General features: G+C 67.1%; 17 protein-coding genes. 4 read left to right on the top strand and 13 right to left on the bottom strand.

The features are described 5' to 3' along the window. Positions 1–109 precede the first annotated feature (109 nt). The 3 genes from XcuCFBP2542_RS11045 to accD form a co-directional block, all read right to left on the bottom strand. A complete protein-coding gene (locus XcuCFBP2542_RS11045) occupies positions 110–1048 on the bottom strand; it encodes an isopenicillin N synthase family dioxygenase (RefSeq protein WP_104603625.1) in 939 nt (312 codons plus the stop codon). Between the two features lie 118 nt (positions 1049–1166). After that, the gene (gene glmM / locus XcuCFBP2542_RS11040) at positions 1167–2516 is read right to left on the bottom strand and encodes a phosphoglucosamine mutase (RefSeq protein ID WP_104603624.1); all 1350 of its coding nucleotides are present in this window, start codon (positions 2514–2516) and stop codon (positions 1167–1169) included. An 81-nt stretch (positions 2517–2597) separates the two neighbouring features. Beyond that, entirely contained in the window at positions 2598–3482 is an 885-nt protein-coding gene (gene accD / locus XcuCFBP2542_RS11035; protein ID WP_104603623.1) for an acetyl-CoA carboxylase, carboxyltransferase subunit beta, read from the bottom strand. 284 nt (positions 3483–3766) lie between these two features. On the opposite strand from accD, the gene XcuCFBP2542_RS11030 reads away from it, so the two are divergent. Then, a complete protein-coding gene (locus XcuCFBP2542_RS11030) occupies positions 3767–4528 on the top strand; it encodes a hypothetical protein (protein WP_146090326.1) in 762 nt (253 codons plus the stop codon). Positions 4529–4536: 8 nt separating this feature from the next. On the opposite strand, the gene trpA is transcribed toward XcuCFBP2542_RS11030, so the two are convergent. Next, entirely contained in the window at positions 4537–5340 is an 804-nt protein-coding gene (gene trpA, locus XcuCFBP2542_RS11025; RefSeq protein WP_104603621.1) for a tryptophan synthase subunit alpha, read from the bottom strand. 171 nt (positions 5341–5511) lie between these two features. After that, positions 5512–6729 carry a tryptophan synthase subunit beta gene (trpB, locus tag XcuCFBP2542_RS11020; protein ID WP_104603620.1) on the bottom strand — a complete coding sequence of 406 codons (1218 nt, stop codon included), beginning with the start codon at positions 6727–6729 and terminating at the stop codon, positions 5512–5514. Positions 6730–6836: 107 nt separating this feature from the next. Here trpB and XcuCFBP2542_RS11015 point away from each other — a divergent pair, with 107 nt between their 5' ends. Beyond that, on the top strand, positions 6837–7748 hold the full coding sequence (locus XcuCFBP2542_RS11015) for a LysR family transcriptional regulator (protein ID WP_104603619.1): 912 nt from the start codon (positions 6837–6839) through the stop codon (positions 7746–7748). Between the two features lie 60 nt (positions 7749–7808). Here XcuCFBP2542_RS11015 and XcuCFBP2542_RS11010 read toward each other — a convergent pair whose 3' ends face one another. From XcuCFBP2542_RS11010 to prmB, 8 genes are all read right to left on the bottom strand, one after another. Further along, positions 7809–8474 (bottom strand): phosphoribosylanthranilate isomerase, encoded by a 666-nt coding sequence (locus XcuCFBP2542_RS11010; protein WP_104603618.1) that lies wholly within the window; start codon positions 8472–8474, stop codon positions 7809–7811. Next, a complete protein-coding gene (truA, locus tag XcuCFBP2542_RS11005) occupies positions 8471–9244 on the bottom strand; it encodes a tRNA pseudouridine(38-40) synthase TruA (protein ID WP_104603617.1) in 774 nt (257 codons plus the stop codon). The genes XcuCFBP2542_RS11010 and truA overlap by 4 nt, the downstream gene beginning before the upstream one ends. A 179-nt stretch (positions 9245–9423) precedes the next feature. After that, the gene (locus XcuCFBP2542_RS11000) at positions 9424–9807 is read right to left on the bottom strand and encodes a VOC family protein (protein WP_104603616.1); all 384 of its coding nucleotides are present in this window, start codon (positions 9805–9807) and stop codon (positions 9424–9426) included. Continuing rightward, a complete protein-coding gene (locus tag XcuCFBP2542_RS10995; protein WP_104603615.1) occupies positions 9804–11741 on the bottom strand; it encodes a motility hub landmark protein FimV in 1938 nt (645 codons plus the stop codon). Before XcuCFBP2542_RS10995 ends, XcuCFBP2542_RS11000 begins: the two co-directional genes overlap by 4 nt. Before the next feature lie 663 nt (positions 11742–12404). Further along, positions 12405–13430 carry an aspartate-semialdehyde dehydrogenase gene (locus tag XcuCFBP2542_RS10990; RefSeq protein WP_104603614.1) on the bottom strand — a complete coding sequence of 342 codons (1026 nt, stop codon included), beginning with the start codon at positions 13428–13430 and terminating at the stop codon, positions 12405–12407. Between the two features lie 85 nt (positions 13431–13515). Continuing rightward, positions 13516–14574, bottom strand: a complete 1059-nt coding sequence (locus tag XcuCFBP2542_RS10985) for a 2-hydroxyacid dehydrogenase (protein ID WP_104603613.1) — start codon at positions 14572–14574, stop codon at positions 13516–13518. Then, positions 14567–15670, bottom strand: a complete 1104-nt coding sequence (gene aroC, locus XcuCFBP2542_RS10980) for a chorismate synthase (RefSeq protein WP_104603612.1) — start codon at positions 15668–15670, stop codon at positions 14567–14569. The genes XcuCFBP2542_RS10985 and aroC overlap by 8 nt, the downstream gene beginning before the upstream one ends. 10 nt (positions 15671–15680) lie before the next feature. Then, positions 15681–16607, bottom strand: coding sequence for a 50S ribosomal protein L3 N(5)-glutamine methyltransferase (gene prmB / locus XcuCFBP2542_RS10975; RefSeq protein WP_104603611.1), 927 nt, complete (start codon positions 16605–16607; stop codon positions 15681–15683). Between the two features lie 80 nt (positions 16608–16687). Between prmB and XcuCFBP2542_RS10970 the strand changes: the two genes are divergently transcribed. Further along, positions 16688–17338, top strand: a complete 651-nt coding sequence (locus XcuCFBP2542_RS10970) for an SCO family protein (protein WP_104603610.1) — start codon at positions 16688–16690, stop codon at positions 17336–17338. Further along, the gene (gene asd, locus XcuCFBP2542_RS10965) at positions 17335–18198 is read left to right on the top strand and encodes an archaetidylserine decarboxylase (protein ID WP_104603609.1); all 864 of its coding nucleotides are present in this window, start codon (positions 17335–17337) and stop codon (positions 18196–18198) included. The genes XcuCFBP2542_RS10970 and asd overlap by 4 nt, the downstream gene beginning before the upstream one ends. Positions 18199–18821: the final 623 nt, after the last annotated feature.

Genomic DNA, 18821 nt, shown 5'->3' with positions numbered 1-18821 from the left:
CGCAGCTGGAAGTGTGGCCGCCGTCATGTCGGCACGGCGGGCGTCCCAGCCGGTCGCGCCGACCTGCGTCATGCCGCGCACACGGCAGCCAGGCCACGCAGGCGCGCAGTCACTTCAGCTTGATGTCGCGCAGGCGTTCTTCGAGGAAACCATGCGCGGTGATCGGCTCGGGATAGCGGCTGGGATTGTCGGCGCTGGTGCACGAGGGCAGCACGTCGATCAGGAAATCCGGATTCGGGTGCAGGAAGAACGGCACCGAGTAGCGCGGCTGGCGCGCGGCGTCGCCCGGGGGATTGACCACGCGGTGGATGGTGGACGGATACACGTGGTTGGTGAGCCGCTGCAGCATGTCGCCGATGTTGACCACGATGGTGTCGGCGTCGGCGGTGAACGGCACCCACTCGCCATCGTTGGAGCGCACCTCCAGCCCGGCGGCACTGGCACCGACCAGCAGGGTGATGAAGTTGATGTCGCCGTGCGCGCCGGCGCGCACGTTGGGGATATCGTCGCTGGTGATCGGTGGGTAATGGATCGGGCGCAGGATGGAGTTGCCGTTGTTGGTCTTGTCGACGAAATAATCCTGCGGCAGACCGATATGCAGCGCCAGCGCCGACAGCACACGCGAGCCGAGTTGATCCAGCTGCTGGTACAGCCGGTAGCCACGCTCGCGGAAGCCGGGCACTTCGTCCGGCCACAGATTCGGCGGCATCACTTCGCGATACGGCGAATTGTCGGGAATCTCGCGGCCGATATGCCAGAACTCCTTGAGGTCGAAGTGCTTGGAGTCCTTGGCGGTTTCCACCCCGAAGGGGGTATAGCCACGCGCGCCGCCGCTGCCGGGGACGTGGTAGCGGCGCTTGACCTGCTCGGGCAACGCGAAGAACGCCTTGAACACCGAGTAGGCCGCATCGATATCGGCCTGCGCGATGCCGTGGTTGCGGATGCCGGCAAAGCCCCATTGCCGAAAGGCCGCTCCGAGCTCGGCAACGAATGCCTCGCGGTCGTTATCGAAACGGGTGATGTCCAGGGTCGGGATACGGGCGCTCATACGGATGTCTGCAATCGAATTCAAGAGGATGACGCCTGCCGTTCAAGACAGCAGGCGGTACAACAGATAGAACGTGGCGGCCTTGGCACAGACCACGCACACGCCAACGATCAGCGACTCACGCCGCGTCACGCACCGCTCCGGAAAGACGGTCGAGCGTGTCCTGCATCAGACCGGCATCGTCGGCTTCGACGGTGACGCGCACCACCGGCTCGGTGCCGGAGGGACGCAGAAAGGCGCGGCCGCGCCCGTGCACGGCTGCCTGGGCGTGCTGCAGGGCCTGCTGCACGCCGGGCGCTTCCACGATGGCCTTGGCGGCGCCGCCCTGCAGACGCACATTGACGGTCTTCTGCGGCACCTTGGACAGACCACCCAGGGCCTCGCGCAGGCTGTGCCCATCGCGGCGCAGGGCTTCGAGCACCTGCAGCGCACTGACGATGCCATCGCCGGTGCTGGCGCGGTCCAGGCACAACAGATGGCCGGAGGTTTCACCACCCAGGGTGCCGCCGCCTTCTACCAATGCCTGGTGCACGTAGCGGTCGCCCACCTTGGCGCGCTGGAACGGAATATCCAACGCAGCCAGTGCCGGCTCCAGCCCGTAATTGGTCATCAAGGTGCCGACCACGGTGCCGGTGAGCCGCCCGCAGGCCTGCCATGAACGTGCCAGCACGTAGAGCAGGTCATCGCCATCGACCGGGTTGCCCTGGTCGTCGGCCATCAGCACACGGTCGCCGTCGCCGTCGAAGGCGATGCCCAGATGTGCCCCGCTCTCGCGCACCTTGGCGGCGAGATTGTCGATATGCGTCGAACCAACGCCATCGTTGATATTGAGCCCGTCCGGTGCGGCACCGATCACCACCACCTCCGCACCCAGCTCGCGAAACAGCATCGGCGCGATGTGATAGGTGGCACCATGCGCGCAGTCCAGCACCATCTTCAGGCCATGCAGGGTGAAGCCACGCGCCACGCTGGCCTTGCAGAACTCGATATAGCGGCCGATCGCGTCGCGGGTGCGGATTGCCTTGCCCAGGCGCTCGGACTCCACCGTGTGGAACGGCTCGTCCAGGGCCGCTTCGATCGCCGCCTCGGTGGCGTCGTCGAGCTTTTCGCCTTCGGCGGAGAAGAACTTGATGCCGTTGTCGTAGTGCGGGTTGTGCGAGGCGCTGATGACCACGCCGGCATCGGCGCGCAAGGTGGTGGTCAGGAACGCGATGGCCGGCGTCGGCATCGGCCCGATCATCTGCACGTCGGCGCCGGCCGCGACCAGGCCGGCTTCCAGTGCGGCTTCGAACATGTAGCCGGAGATGCGGGTGTCCTTGCCGATCAGCACCAGTGGGCGCTTGCTGCGGCCCTGCATGAGCACACGGCCCAGCGCATTGCCCAGGCGCAGCACGAAGTCGGCCGAGATCACGCCCTGCCCGACCCGACCGCGGATGCCGTCGGTACCGAAATATTTGCGACTACTCATGCGACGCGCTGTTCCTGCTGAATGTGGATGCACGCGCCAATGCGCGTGCGGCAATGGGGCGCGACCGCGTCGCGCCTGAGCTTACGCGGCCGCGTCCTGCGGGCGCGCCTGGCGCATCATCATGGCGGTCAGCTCGGCGATGCGGTCGCGCATCTGGCGACGGTCGCAGATCTGGTCGATGGCGCCGTGGTCGAGCAGGAACTCCGAACGCTGGAAGCCTTCCGGCAGGGTCTCGCGCACGGTCTGCTCGATCACCCGCGGGCCGGCGAAGCCGATCAACGCATGCGGCTCGGCAATGTTGATATCGCCCAGCATGGCGAACGACGCGGACACGCCGCCGGTGGTGGGATGGGTCAGCACTGAAATGTACGGCAGCCCGGCTTCACGCAGGCGTCCGAGTGCCGCCGAGGTCTTGGCCATCTGCATCAGCGAGAACAGGCCTTCCTGCATGCGCGCCCCGCCACTGGCGGAAAAGCACACGAACGGGCAGCCCACTTCCAGCGCTACTTCGGCCGAACGCGCAAAGCGCTCGCCGACCACCGACCCCATCGAACCGCCCATGAAGGCGAAGTCGAAGGCGGCGGCAACCAGCGGATTGCCCTTGAGCGTGCCGCGCATGGCGATCAGCGCGTCATATTCGCCACTGGCCTTCTGGCTGGCCTTGATGCGTTCGCCGTAACGCTTCTGGTCCTTGAACTTGAGCACGTCGACCGGGCCCAGCTGGGCGGCGATTTCGGTGGTCGCGGTCTCCGGGTCAAACAGCGAGTTCAGCCGCGCGCGGGCGCGAATGGCCATGTGGTGGTCACACTTCGGACACACCTCCAGGTTCTCCTCAAGCTCCGGGCCGTACAGCGCGCTGCCGCAGTTGCTGCACTTTTCCCACAGACCCTCGGGAACGCTGCGCTTCTTGGCCGGGGTGTTCTCGGTGCGGATGCCGGAGGGCATCAATTTGCTGAGCCAGCTCATTCGATTCCGTAAAAAAAAAGCACCCCTACGGGGCGTCAAGGCGAGGAGTGTAAACCAGCCCGACGCCACACGCTTTCGCGGGCACCTGTGTCGAAATGGCAGCGAGAAAGGATCCCAGGCACCCAACGCCTCTTGACAACCATCCAATCAATGAGGTAGTGAGATACGGACCAAAACGCCCCCTGAACGCCCGTCACCAATCCCGTACGAAAAACAGCCGCGACCCGTCAAGCATGATGCGTCGCTCCGCAACCCTACAAACCGTCATGAATCAAGGAACGCTCATGAAAACCGCAGCCGGCATTACAGCCGTTGTTCTGGGTTTGGTTCTGCTCTTGGCTATCGGCACCGGCCAGGCAAACGCCAAGCTGTGTGGGGCCGAGACCGGCCCACCACTGCCAGGACAGACGACATCGCACATCAATCCGGATGGCTCGATGACCATCAGCGTGCCTGCTGGCTGGTTCATGTTCACCCAGGAAAAAGGGACCTGGACGATCAGCCCTACCGCGATACTGACCTGCGCCTGCCCTGGAGGCTCTGGATGCAGTCCCACCCTGCTTCCCAACGGGCAAACATTCTGCGCGATGAGTTCGGACTGCACACAGTGCAATCGCAGCGGCAGTATGGCGATATATCCGGTACAACAGGACCAGATCGGCGCAACTTTCGCCAGCGCCGACGAAGTCGCGCGCCTGCCTAGAATCGACGCACGCCTGCTGTCGATCCCCGATGTCCAGAAGGATTTGCTTGCATTCAAGAACGCTCTGGGCATTGCTGTCGACGCCACCGGGCGCGATGCAATCTGGATCCGTCTGTATGGCTACGTCGCGCCAATGGAAGTCCCCGATGGCTATCAACTTCCAATGAATGGCTCGGCAGCGTCCAACATGGCAATCAGCTTGCTGGCGAGCCAATCCGTACAAACCCCGTCGGCTGCAGTGAGATGCAATTGCAGTGGCGGCGGCAGTTGCAAGCTTGAATCGAACTTCGGAGTCAAGGTCTGCAATGCTGCGCAGTGTACAACTTGCAGCATGGCGTACTGACCACAGACTCAGCGATCCAGTGCAACCCGCAGCGGAGCCAGGAACGCCTCCGCGCGCTCGCGGGCGCTGCGGACGTCGCCGGCTTCGGCCAGGGCCGCGACCAGGGCGCTGCCGACCACTACGCCGTCAGCATCCACGGCCATCGCGGCCGCGCTGGGAGCATCCTTGATACCGAAGCCGGCCACCACCGGCGCGCCGGCGCGCTGACGCAGCTGGCGCAGGCGGTCGCTGGCGGCCTGGGTGTCGAGCAGGTTGGAGGCGCCGGTGACGCCGGCAAAGCTGACGTAGTACAGGTAGCCCTGCGCGGTGCTGCACAGCATGTCCAGGCGCTGCTCGCTGGTGGTGGGCGAGGCCAGCGCGATCAGTGCCAGCCCGACTTCGCTGAAGATTTCGCGGGTTTCCTCAGCTTCTTCCGGCGGCAGATCGACCAGCAGCAGGCCATCCACACCTGCCGCCACGGCCGCCTCGGCGAAGCGCCGGGTGCCGTGGATTTCGACCGGATTGAGGTAGCCCATCAGCACCACCGGGGTGTCGGCATCCTCGCGGCGAAACTCGTGTACCGCCTCCAGCACGTAGGCCAGGCCGGCGCCACGGCCCAACGCGCGTTCGGAGCTGCGCTGGATGGTGGGGCCGTCGGCCATGGGGTCGGAAAACGGCACGCCCAGCTCGATGACGTCGGCACCGGCGCGCACCAACGCGTGCATCACCGGCACGGTGGCCTCCAGCGACGGGTCGCCGGCGGTGATGAAGGGGATCAACGCCTTGCGGCCGGTGGAACGCAACTCGGAGAAACGGGAGTCGATACGACGCATTGGATCACTCGCACAAGGTAAGGAAAGCCAGCTGCCACCTGCGCTCAGGTGGCGAAGAACTAACGCATCTCGATCACCGCCTGCAACGGCCGCTCGGTCACGAACTGCACAATCACTTCAAGCATCGCTCACCTCATGCTCAAGCATGCGTGCGCGAACCCAGGCAAGACGCTACAGCGCGATCCCCTCGCGCGCGGCGATGGTGTGCACGTCCTTGTCGCCACGCCCGGACAGATTGCACAGCACCAGCGCATCCTTGGGCAGTTCGCGCGCCAGTTTGATCGACTGCGCCACCGCGTGGCTGGATTCGAGCGCGGCGAGAATGCCTTCGGTATGCGCCAGCAGATGGAACGCCGCCATCGCCTCGTCGTCGGTGATGCCTTGATACACCGCGCGGCCGCTATCGGACAGGAACGCGTGTTCGGGGCCCACGCCCGGGTAATCCAGGCCGGCGGAGATCGAATGGGTTTCGGTGATCTGGCCGTCGTCGTCGCAGATCACGTAGGTGCGGTTGCCATGCAGCACGCCGGGGCGGCCTGCGGCGATGGATGCGGCATGCCGGCCGGTCGCGATGCCGTCACCCGCCGCCTCGGCACCGTAGATCTTCACGCCGGGGTCGTTGAGGAAGGCATGGAACAGGCCGATGGCATTGCTGCCGCCGCCCACGCAGGCACTGATCGCATCCGGCAGCCGGCCGTAGTCCTGCAGCATCTGCTCGCGTGCTTCGCGCCCGACAATTGCGTTGAAGTCGCGCACCATGCGCGGATACGGGTCCGGGCCGGCCACGGTGCCGATGATGTAGAAGGTGTCGCGTACGTTGGTCACCCAATCGCGCATTGCCTCGTTGAGCGCATCCTTGAGCGTGGCCGAGCCGGAGGTCACCGGGATCACCGTCGCGCCCAGCAGCTTCATGCGGTAGACGTTGATCTTCTGCCGCTCGATGTCGGTGGCGCCCATATAGACCACGCACTCCAGGCCCAGCCGCGCCGCCACCGTGGCACTGGCCACGCCGTGCTGCCCGGCGCCGGTCTCGGCGATGATGCGGGTCTTGCCCATGCGGCTGGCCAGCAGCGCCTGGCCGATGGTGTTGTTGATCTTGTGCGCGCCGGTGTGGTTCAGGTCTTCGCGCTTGAGCAGGATCTGCGCCCCGCCCACCTCGCGGCTGAGCCGCTCGGCGTGGTAGATCGGGCTGGGACGGCCCACGTAGTGCTTGAGATCCTTATCGTATTCGGCGATGAAGCCTGGATCCTGACGCGCCTGGTCGTAGGCGGCAGACAGTTCCTGCAGCGGGCCGATCAGGGTTTCGGCGACGAAGCGGCCGCCGAACTTGCCGAAGTGGCCGGCAGCATCCGGATAGGCGTAAAAGTCACTGATGGGCTGGGCCGACATGGGAATCCTCTGCAGCGGTGCGGTCATGCGCGAAGCCGCAACTCTACCGCAGGCCAGCCGCGCGATACATCGATAAGATGGCTGCAACCTGTGACCTGGACTCACACATGACCGTATCGCTCCCGCCGCTGGCCGCCTTGCGCGCCTTCGAGGCCGCCGCCCGCTTGCAGAGCGTCAGCCGGGCCGCGCAGGAGTTGCACGTGACCCATGGCGCCATCAGCCGCCATGTGCGTGCGTTGGAACAGTCGCTGGGCACGGCCTTGTTCGCCCGCCAGGGCCGCGGCCTGGTCCTCACCGCCGCCGGAACCCGGTTGCGCGACGCCGCCGGTGAAGGATTTACCCTGATTGGCGATGCCTGGGTGGCCCTGCGCCACCCCGCGAGCGAGGCACCGCTGGTGCTGGGATGCTCGGGCAGCCTGCTGGCGCGCTGGGTCATTCCCCGCCTGGGCCGGCTGCAACACGACCTGCCCGATCTGCGCCTGCACCTGTCGGCCAACGAGCAACCGCCCGGCCCCGACCTGGACGGCCTGGATGCGGCCTTGCTACTGGAGTCGCCACCGTGGCCGAGCGAGTGGCAGGTACACCCGCTCGGCGTGGAATGGATCGGCCCGGTGCTGAGCCCCCAGCTGGCAGCGACCCTGCGCCTGGATGACCACGCCCCCACGGCTTTGCGCGATCACGCGGTGCTGCATACCCGCTCGCGCCCGCAGGCATGGCCGGAATGGGCGCAGGCACACGACATGGCGCCCGAGGTCTTGCGCCTGGGCACCGAATTCGAACACCTGCTCTATCTGCTGGAGGCCGCCGCCGCCGGACTGGGTGTGGCGATCGCACCGCAACCGCTGGTGGCTGCAGACCTGGCGGCCGGACGCCTGCTGGCGCCATGGGGATTCACCCCGACCGACGGGCGCTGGGTGCTATGCGCCGCCAGACGCAACCCGGACCCGCGCATCGAGCGATTGGCCAACTGGCTACGCACAGCACTCGCCGAGGATCAGCACGCTTCGCTGAGCACCTGAGTACCCACCAAAGATATCGACCAGCGGCGCCGGCCGCTTTCCCGATTCCCGATTCCCAATTCACCCCATCTCGTGGCAGTCGGCCCGGCGCACTTCCTCGACAAACTTGCGCATCTTGTGGCCGTCCTTGATGCCGGGCGCCAGCTCGACGCCACTGGACACATCCACACCCCACGGCAAGGTGGCGACGATGGCGTCGAACACGTTGTCGGCAGTGATGCCGCCGGCAAGCAGGAACGGACGGTGCAGGCCGGTAGGCAGGCGCGACCAGTCGAAGGTCTTGCCGGTGCCGCCGCCAGCACCCGGCGCATGGCTGTCGAACAGGAAGCCGGCGGTGTTGGGAAACGCCAGCTGCAGGGTGCGTGCGTTGGCATCTTCGCCGTTCACGCCGCCGCCCATCGGCACGGCCTTGAGATAGGGCAGGTTGAAGCTGCGGCAGAACGCATCGTCTTCCTCGCCGTGGAATTGCAGCAAGGTTGGCCGCACGGTGCGCACCACCTCGCGCACTTCTTCCTTGGAATTGTTGCGGAACAAGGCCACCACATCGACCATCGGCGCGGTGGCCTGGCGCATCGCGCGTGCCTCGGCCGGCGCCACGCGGCGCGGGCTGCCGTGGGCGAAGATGAAACCTACCGCGTCCACACCCAGCTCCCCGGCCAGTCGGATATCCCCGGCGCGGGTCATGCCGCAGAACTTGATGCGGGTGCGGTACAGCGATCGATTCATTGGGTGACCTCGGCAGGCAGATGCCACTCTGCAGGATACAGAGGCCCGGTAAACACCAGACCTTGAGGCGGTGCCGTCGGCCCCGCCACCGTGCGGTCGCGTCCGGCGAGCAACGTTGCGATCCAGTCGACCGGCCGCTCGCCGGACCCGACCAGGATCAACGAGCCAACGATATTGCGCACCATGTGATGAAGGAATGCATTGGCCTGCACCTGCACCTCCACCACCTCGCCATCGCGCTGCACCGCGATGGCCTGCAGGTTGCGACGCGCGTGCAGCGCCTGGCACTGCACGCTGCGAAATGCGCTGAAGTCGTTCTCGCCCAGCAGCGCCTGTGCGGCCGTCTGCATGGCCTCGGCGTCGAGCGGGCGACGCTCCCAACTCAGGGTCTGCCGATGCAGGGCCGGACGGATCTGGCGATTCAGCAGGCGGTAGCGGTAGCGCCGCGCGCGCGCGGAAAAGCGCGCGTGAAAATCGTCGGCGGCCGGCACGCACCAGCGCACTGCGATCGATGCGGGAAGCCGCGCGGTGGTGCCCAGCATCCAGCCACGCGGCTCGCGCCGCGCATCGCTGTCGAAATGCACCACTTGGCATTGCCCGTGGACGCCGGCATCGGTGCGCCCGGCACAGACCACCTGGATCGGCGCGGCGGCCACCGACGACAACGCGGCCTGCAGGCTGGCCTGCACGCTCGGCCCGCCATGCTCGCCCAGCTGCTGCCAGCCCTGGAACTGGCTGCCGTCATATTCCACGCCCAGGGCGTAACGCATCGGTACCTGCCTGTCTGTTGAATCAGCCAACCTGCCGGACGTGCGGCAAACGCGAGCTGACCGGGGTGAGTTCGTAGCACTGGCGCGACGCCCCACATGACGGGCACCGGCGCGCTGCCAGCGCCTCGGCGGTGCGCAGACCCGGACTCACGACCGGCGCGTCACCTCGGCGGCCCGCCCTACCCGGCGGAACGCTCCGACCACACCGCCAACGTGGAGCCGCCCGGCTCGCGGAAATGAAACCGGCTGCCACCAGGGAAACCGAACACCGGCTTGACGATCTCGCCGCCAGCGGCGCGCACGCGCTCGAGCATCGGCGCCAGGTCGTCTGCGTACAGCACCACCAGCGGGCCGCCCTCGGCCGGTGCCGGGACCGCCGTGCGGTAGAAGCCTCCGTCCATGCAGCCGTCATTGAAGGCCAGGTAATCCGGGCCGTAGGCCTGGAACTGCCAGCCGAAGACGGTCTCGAAAAAGGCACGGCTGGCCTCCGGATCGGTGGAGCCGAACTCCACGTAATCGATGCGACGCTCGCGCACGGCCATGCTGTCCATGGCCGGACTCATGTCAGGCGCTCCAGCAGCTGCGCTGCTTCGGCGCGGGTGGCCTCGTCACCGGTGGCGGTGACCTCCAGCAGCAGACCACGCGCGGTGTCCTTGTCGCCCAGGTCCATGTAGGCCACCGCCAGTTCCAGGCGGTCGCGTCCGGCCAAGGCAAATTGCCGGTCGGCAAGTGGATTCGGCGCGGCAACCGGGGCGACCGGCGCCGGCTCGACGTCCAGCGGGTGTTGCGGCGCTTGATGTTGCACAGCTTGGTCTGGATCTACGCGGCTCTCATCCGCGCTTGGCGGCGCAGGCTCGGCGAACGCCGGATGCGCCGCGTCGGGCTGCGGCTCGGATGGCAGGGCTGCCGGCTCGGACTCGGCTGGCGGCGCCGGTGGGGCGGCACGCAGCGCGCGCCACTCGTCACTGTTGACCACCACAGGCGCGACGACCGGTTCGGCCAACAGCGGCTCGCGGCGCAGCACGCCCGACAGCGGCTGCGCCGGGTGGGCACGCGCGTCTTCGCGCAGATCGGCCTGCTCGAACGCGGACGCATGCAGCCCGTCGCGTTCATCGGCTCCGGTGGCGGGCGCGGCGTTCTGCGCGGCATCTTCGGCGAGCGGAGTACCCGGGGGCATGAAGTCAAACTGGCGCCGTGGCAACGGCGGCAGCGGCGAGGGTTTACGACGCCGTGCGGCCAGCCACGCGACCACCGCCACCACGATCAGCACCAGACCGCCGATCAACCACAGCGGAACACCGCCACCTTGCGGGGCGCTCTGCGGCGCGGCAGCCAGACGCTTCTGCGCGGCAGCCAGGTCGGTGTCCTTCATCGCGATCAAGGCTTGCTGCTGCTGCTTGAGCTTTTCCAGATCGGCCACGCGCGTGCGCAGGTCCTGCAATTCGGCATCGCGAGTGGCGATGTCTTCCTTGGCCTGTTGCAACTGTTGGTTGGCCGCCATCTCGCCCTCGCCTTTGGCACTGGTGCCGGACGTCGCGCCGGCGTGGTTGGTTTGACTCGCCACTGCCGGGGCGATTTCGAGGCGCGCGCCATGATTGCCGCCGGCCGCCGCTGTTGCCCGGGGCGGCGTCGCTGCGGCACCGGCTTCGGCCGGCTGCGGAATGGCCGAACGCGCCTGCCGCCACTGCGCGGCCTGCTCGCGCACCATCACCGCCGCTTCGGCGGCACCGACCTGCGCCAGCGCATCTTCCTGCGGCGTGCGCAGGACCGCGCCCTGCTTGAGGCGGTTGATGTTGCCGTTGATGAAGGCATCCGGATTGGTGCGCAGCAGGGCCAGCATGGTCTGGTCCAGCGAGTGTCCGCTGGAGCGCGCGACCGTCGCTGCGATCTCGGACAACGTTTGCCCGGCGCGTACCGCCGGCAGCGCGTCGCCGGTTTGCGTGGCCGTGACCGCACTGGCGCGCGGAGCCGTGGACGGCGCGGCCGTGCCGGCGCCCTGCCGTTCACGCGCGCCTGCAGGCGCGGCGGCGGCTTCGCGCGTAATCGTATTGGCGGTGCCGGCACGCGGCGCCTCGATACCGGGCTCGGCAATGGCGGCAGCGGTGTTGGGTGCGTCGATCAAGGCGGCGTACTCGCGCACCAGCCGGCCCTGATTCCATTCCACCTCGATCAGGAAATTGATCGCCGGCTGCTCCACCGGCTGGCTGCTGGTCACGCGGATCACCGCACGCCCGCGCGCATCCTGTGCGAACTGGAACTGCAGGTTGCTGACCAGCCCTTGCGGCCGCTCCAGGCCAACCCGTGCGAAGGTGGTGGCCGAGGCCAACGCCACACGCGCACTGTCCAGTTCGCCCGGCTCGTTGGAAATGACCGGAATCTCGGCCACCAGCGGCTGCCCGGGCTTGGACAACACCCGGATATCGCCCAATCCCAATGCCATGGCGGCGCCGCTGCATGCCATCAGCAGCAACGCACCTATCCCTTGTATCGGACGCATCGCGCCGCTGCCCCTCTGTCTCATGGGCACCAATATAGCCGCTGAATGAGCGAAAAAGTCGCCGCCGTCGCCATGCGGCAAGGCGACACCCACGCCAAACGCATGCTGCGCACAGGACCAACCCGGACAATGCGCGCCAGCGTAGGAGCGCACCTGGGCGCGATGAGGCATTACCGGTAACGCCCCTCGCGCTCGGGCGCGCTCCTACGGGTGAACCGGCTGGATCAGCCTTGCGGCACGACCACCTCAGCGTAGGAGCGCACCTGGGCGCGATGAGGCATTACCGGTAACGCCCCTCGCGCTCGGGCGCGCTCCTACGGGTGAGCCGGCTGGTTCAGCCTTGCGGCACGACCACCTCAGCGTAGGAGCGCACCTGGGCGCGATGAGGCATTATCGATAACGGCCCTCGCGCTCGGGCGCGCTCCTACGGGTGAGCCGGCTGGATCAGCCTTGCCCCGCGACCACCTCAGCGTAGGAGCGCACCTGGGCGCGATGAGGCATTACCGGTAACGCCCCTCGCGCTCGGGCGCGCTCCTACGGGTGAACCGGCTGGATCAGCCTTGCGACGCGACCACCTCAGCGTAGGAGCGCACCTGGGCGCGATGAGGCGTTACCGTTAACGCCCCTCGCGCTCGGGCGCGCTCCTACGGGTGAGTCGCTGGCTCAGCCTTCCTGCGCGACCAGTTCGGCCAGCTGCACCGCGTTGAGCGCGGCGCCCTTGCGGATGTTGTCGGAGACGATCCACAGGTTCAGGCCGCGCGGGTGCGAGAAGTCTTCGCGGATGCGGCCGACGAACACCGCGTCCTTGCCGGAGGCATGCGTGACCGGGGTCGGGTAGCCGCCGGGGACGCGCTCGTCCACCACTTCCACGCCCGGCGCTGCAGCCAGCAGGGCACGCGCCTGCTCGACGGTGATCTTGTCGCGGGTCTCGATGGCCACCGCTTCGGAGTGGCCGTAGAACACCGGCACGCGCACCGCGGTGGGGTTCACCTGGATGCTGTCGTCGCCGAGGATCTTGCGGGTTTCCCAGACCAGCTTCATCTCTTCCTTGGTGTAGCCGTTGTCCTGGAAGTCGTCGATGTGCGGGATCAGGTTGAAGGCGATCTGCACCGGGAAACGCTGCGGGTCGATGTCCTGGAAGCTCAGCAGCTCGCTGGTCTGCTTGCCCAGCTCTTCCATCGCCGAACGCCCGCCGCCGGAGACCGACTGGTAGGTGGCCACATTGATGCGCTCGATTCCGTATTGGCGGTGAATCGGGCCCAGCGCCACCAGCATCTGCATGGTCGAGCAATTGGGGTTGGCGACGATGCCGCGCGGGCGCTGCTTGAGCGCTTCGGGATTGACTTCGGAGACCACCAGCGGCACGTCGTCGTCGTAACGGAAGGCGGAGGAGTTATCGATCACCACCGCACCGGCAGCGGCGAACTTGGGGCCGTATTCCTTGGACACGCTGCCGCCAGCGGAGAACAGCGCGATGTCCACGCCGGTGGGGTCAAACTCGGCCAGGTCCAGCACATCGACCTTGCCGCCGTTGAACTCGACCTGCCCGCCCGCCGAGCGCGAGGACGCCAGCGCGTACAGGGTGGCGACCGGGAACTGGCGCTCGGCCAGGATGCTCAGCATGGTCTCGCCGACAGCGCCGGTGGCGCCCACGACCGCGACGTTGAAACGACGGTTTTCGTTGCTCATGAGGATGTCTTTTTCGAAAGGGGGAAAGAGTGGGAGCACTGCGGCCTGGGTTCGGGGAACCTCCAACGCTGGCCGCGGAGGTTCCCTATCGTTTGGTCGACACGGTGTTGCGCGCGCCCACGATCACGCCGCCGTGGTTGGCAGCGGCAATCGCATCGGCATTGAGCGCGCTCGGCGGATGCCCGGCCTGCGGGCCCTTGCCCAGGGCGGCGATCAGGTTGTCCACCGCCAGCTGCACCATGGCGCGGCGGGTGGCCAGGCTGGCGCTGCCGATATGCGGGGTGAGCACCACGTTGCGCAACGCCAGCAGTTCCGGGCGCACACGCGGCTCGCCTTCGTAAACATCCAGGCCGGCACCGGCCAGGCGACCGTTGGCCAGCGCATCAGCCAGCGCCAGCTCATCGACGATCCCGCCGCGCGCCATGTTCACCAGCGTGGCGGTGGCGCGCATCTTGCTCAGTGCCGCGGCATCGATGATGTGGTGCGAGTCCTGGGTGTACGGCAATACCAGCACCAGGTGATCGGACTGCGCCAGCAACGTCTCGAAATCGACGTACTGCGCGCCCAGCACCTGCTCGGTGGCGGCCGGCAATTGGCTGCGGTTGTGATAGAGCACGCGCATGCCAAAGCCGTGCGCGCCGCGCCGCGCGATGCCCTGCCCGATCCGGCCCATGCCCAGGATGCCGAGCGTGCTGCCGTGGATATCGGCGCCGAGCATGGTCTTGAATGACCACTGCCCCCACTGCCTGTCGCGCAACCAGCGCTCGGACTCGGTGATGCGGCGCGCGGTGGCCATCAGCAACGCGAAGCCGAAATCGGCGGTGGTTTCGGTGAGCACGTCCGGCGTGTTGCTGGCCAGGATGCCGGCCGCGCTCAAGGCATGGATGTCGAGATTGTTGTAGCCCACGCCCACGTTGGCGATGGCACGCAGCTGCGGCGCCGCAGCGATTTCTGCCGCGCCGACGCGCTCGTTGAGCGTCATCAGCGCACCGTCCAGCGGTGCCAGCTGCGCGGCCAGTTCGGCCGGCGACCAGGCGGTGACGCGCGCGGTGGTGGTCAGCTCGAAGTGCTCGCCCAGTTGCGCGACCACATCGTCGAACAACGGCTGGCTGACCCACACCTTGGCGCGACGCGCGTCAGACATCGACCTGACCGGGAATCTGCGGCGCCATTTCACCGACATCGCCGCATTGCGCGCGATGGCGCAGTGCCTGGTCCATCAGCACCAGCGCCATCATCGCTTCGGCGATCGGGGTGGCGCGGATGCCCACGCAGGGGTCGTGCCGACCGGTGGTGATGACCTCCACCACCGCACCGTCAGCATCCACCGTGGCGCCGGGCAGACGCAGGCTGGAGGTCGGCTTGAGCACCATCGAAGCGGTGACCGCCTGGCCGGTGGAGATGCCGCCGAGAATGCCGCCAGCATGGTTGCTGAGAAAACCTTCGGGCGTGATGAGGTCGCGGTGTTCGGTACCCTTCTGCGCGGCGCTGGCAAAACCGTCGCCGATCTCCACGCCCTTGACCGCATTGATGCTCATCAAGGCCGCAGCGAGTTCGGCGTCGAGCTTGCCGTAGATCGGCTCACCCCAGCCCGGCGGCACGCCGCCGGCCACCACGTCCACGCGCGCGCCGACCGAATCGCCGGATTTGCGCAGCGCATCCATGTAGGTCTCCAGCTCCGGCACCTGCGCGGCATGCGGCCAGAAGAACGGGTTGTCTTCCACCGCCTCCCAGTCGAACCCGGTCGGGCGGATCTCGCCCAGCTGCGACAGGAAACCGCGCACCAGCACGCCATAACGCTGCTTGAGCCACTTCTTGGCGATGACGCCTGCGGCCACGCGCATGGTGGTTTCGCGCGCGGACGAGCGCCCGCCACCGCGCGGATCGCGGATGCCGTATTTCTGCCAGTAGCTGTAGTCCGCATGGCCGGGGCGGAACTGCTGGGCGATGTTGCTGTAGTCCTTGCTGCGCTGGTCGGTATTGCGGATCAGCAGCCCGATCGGCGTGCCGGTAGTGCGGCCCTCGTAGACGCCGGAGAGGATCTCGATGGCGTCGGCCTCGCGGCGGGCAGAGGTATGCCGGCTCTTGCCGGATGCACGCCGCTGCAGATCGTGGGTGAATTCTTCCGGCGCCAGCTCCAGGCCCGGAGGGCAGCCATCGACCACGCAACCGATCGCCGGCCCATGCGACTCGCCGAAGGTGGTGACGGTGAACAGCTTGCCGAACGAATTGGCACTCATGCGCGCAGGCTCATCGCTGCGCGGCCAGCGCGCCGATGCGCGCGCGGTGTGCGACCAGCTCGCGGCATTCCACCGCGAAGATGCCCATCTGCCCGACCTTGAACTCGACCCAGGCCAGGTCCACTTCCGGCAGCAGCTTGATGAGATGTTGCTCGGATTCGCCGACTTCGCAGATCAGCAGACCGTCTTCGCTCAGGTGCTGCGGCGCATCGCGCAGGATCTTCAGTACCAGGTCCAGACCATCGTCGCCGGCACGCAGGCCGAGCTCGGGCTCGTAGGAATACTCCTGCGGCAGCGCGTCGGTTTCGTCGTTGGTGACGTAGGGCGGATTGGTGACGATCAGGTCGTACTGGCGGCCGGCCAGGCCGGTGAACAGGTCCGACTTGTGCAAGGTGACATTGTCGGCATGCAGGCGCGCCTTGTTCTCGGCGGCCAGCGCCAATGCATCGTCGCTGATATCCACGCCATCCACCTCCCACTGCGGGTTGTAGTGGCCCATGGCAATGGCGATGCAACCCGAGCCGGTGCACAGGTCCAGCGCGCGGGTGACGTCGCGCCCGCCCAGCCATGGCTCGAAGCCGGCTTCGATCAGCTCGGCGATCGGCGAGCGCGGCACCAGTGCGCGTGCATCGCTCTTGAAACTCAGGCCGGCGAACCAGGCCTCGCCGGTGAGATAGGCCGCCGGCACGCGCTCGGTGATGCGACGTTCGAACAGGCCCAGCACCCGCTCCTTTTCCGCCCGCAGCAGCCGCGCCTGGCCATAAGCCGGGCCCAGGTCGTGCGGCAGGTGCAGGCTGTGCAGCACCAGCTGGGTGGCTTCGTCCAGCGCGTTGTCGTAGCTATGGCCGAAGGTCAGACCGGCTTGGTTGAAACGGCTGGTGCCGTAGCGGATCAGGTCGATGATGGTGTGCAGTTCGTCGGCCGCGGCGGCAGTCATGGCAACAACTAAAGAGGAATCGGCCCCCGATTATAGAGGTCGGATCGGTATCATGAGCGTCCGTTGCACTGGAAACCGCCATGTTCAATCGCAATACGGGCATCGTGCTGCTGGTGGCGCTGGCCGCCGGCCTGGGGCTGTTGCTGGGCCAGAAGTTCTTCAGCCGCGCGCCCAGCTCGCCGTGGCCGCCCACCCAGACCATTACCTTCTATCCGCAGCCGCGCCCGCTGCCGCAGTTCAGCCTGCGCCAGTCCGACGGCACCCAACTGGTGCCCGGCGAACTCAAGGGCCACTGGACCTTGGTGTTCCTGGGCTTCACCTCCTGCCCGGACGTCTGCCCGACCACGCTGACCGATCTGGCAGTGGCGCAACAGCAGTGGCAAGGCATTGCGGATGGATTGCGCCCGCGGGTGCTGTTCGTGTCGGTGGACCCGCAGCGCGACCCGCCAGCGCGGCTGGGCGAATACGCGCATGCCTTCCACAAGGACACCCTGGCCGCCACTGCGGACGTACCGGCGCTGGAGCGCTTTGCCACTGCACTGGGCTTGGTGTTCCAGAAGGTGCCGGGCAAGGGCTTTGCACAGAATCCCAACGACTACAGCATGGATCATTCGGCCGGCATCGCCGTGCTGGACCCGCAAGGCCGCCTGGCCGGCCTGATCCGCCCGCCGCTCGATCCCAAGGCGATTGCCGCCGACTTCCAACAGCTGACCAAGGTAACCGCTCCGTGAGTTTCGTCACCTCCCTGACCTATGTACTGCCGCATCGGCTGCTGTCGTCGATGGCACGCGCGCTGGCGTACTCGCAGACACCGTCCACCAAGCAATGGCTGATCGATACGGTGACGCGCAGGTTCGGCGTGGACCTGAGCGAGGCGCAGGAGCCGGACCCGCGCGCCTACCCCACCTTCAACGCCTTTTTTACCCGCGCGCTCAAGCCCGGCGCACGCGTGCCCGATCCCGACCCGGCCGCTTTGCTGATGCCGGCCGATGGTCGCATCAGCCAGCTTGGCCCGATCGAGAACGGCCGCATTTTCCAGGCCAAGGGGCAGTCGTTCACCGCCGCCGAACTGCTGGGCGATGAGGCAGCCGCCGCGCCGTTCAACAGCGGCCTGTTCGCCACTGTGTACCTGTCGCCGAAGGACTACCACCGCGTGCACATGCCGTGGACCGGTACCTTGCGCGAAACCGTGCACGTCCCCGGCCGGCTGTTCAGCGTGGGCCCGGATGCGGTGCGCAGCGTGCCGCGCCTGTTCGCGCGCAACGAGCGACTGGTGTGTCACTTCGACACCGAGTTCGGCCCGATGGCCTCGGTGATGGTGGGCGCGCTGCTGGTCTCCGGCGTGGAAACGGTATGGAGCGGCGTGGAGATTCCGCGTTACGGCGATCGCATCACGCGCAAGGATTACCGCGGCAAGGAGATCACCCTGGAGAAATTTGCGGAGATGGCACGCTTCAACTACGGCTCGACCGTGATCGTGCTGCTGCCGCCGGGCGTCGCCCAGCTCGATGCTGGGCTTGCTGCTGAAACGGCGGTGCAACTGGGCCAGGCGCTCGCACGTCGTCAGCAAAGTGCAGCGACGCCGTCGTAGGAGCGGACCTGGCCGCGACAAGGCATTCCCGGCGGCGCGTGGTGCAGCCATGCACGTCGTCTTCGTTAGGCTCAGATTGAGAACACGCTGCTCACGACCAGGCTACGGGGACGGCTTCGTCGCGACCGGGTCCGCTGCTCCTACGGCAACCTGGACGCACCGCCCTCGTAGGAGCGGACCTGGCCGCGACAGGGCATTCCCGGCGGCGCGTGGTGCAGCCATGCACGTCGTCTTCGTTAGGCTCAGATTGAGAACACGCTGCTCACGACCAGGCTACGGGGGACGGCTTCGTCGCGGCCGGGTCCGCTCCTACGGCAACCTGGACGCACCGCTCTCGTAGGAGCGGACATGGCCGCGACAGGGCATTCCCGGCGGCGCGTGGTGCAGCCATGCACGTCGTCTTCGTTAGGCTCAGATTGAGAACACGCTGCTCACGACCAGGCTACGGGGACGGCTTCGTCGCGGCCGGGTCCGCTCCTACGGCAACCTGGACGCACCGCTCTCTTAGGAGCGGACCTGGCCGCGACAGTGCATTCCCGACGACGCGTGGTGCAGCCATGCACGTCGTCTTCCGCCAGGCTCAGCTTGAGAACACATTGCTCACGACCAGGCTACGGGGACGA

The sequence above is a fragment of the Xanthomonas cucurbitae genome, from assembly GCF_002939885.1.
Classification (GTDB): domain Bacteria; phylum Pseudomonadota; class Gammaproteobacteria; order Xanthomonadales; family Xanthomonadaceae; genus Xanthomonas; species Xanthomonas cucurbitae.
The sequence above is the reverse complement of the archived record's forward strand: the minus strand, read 5'-3'. Positions and strand labels throughout refer to the sequence as shown.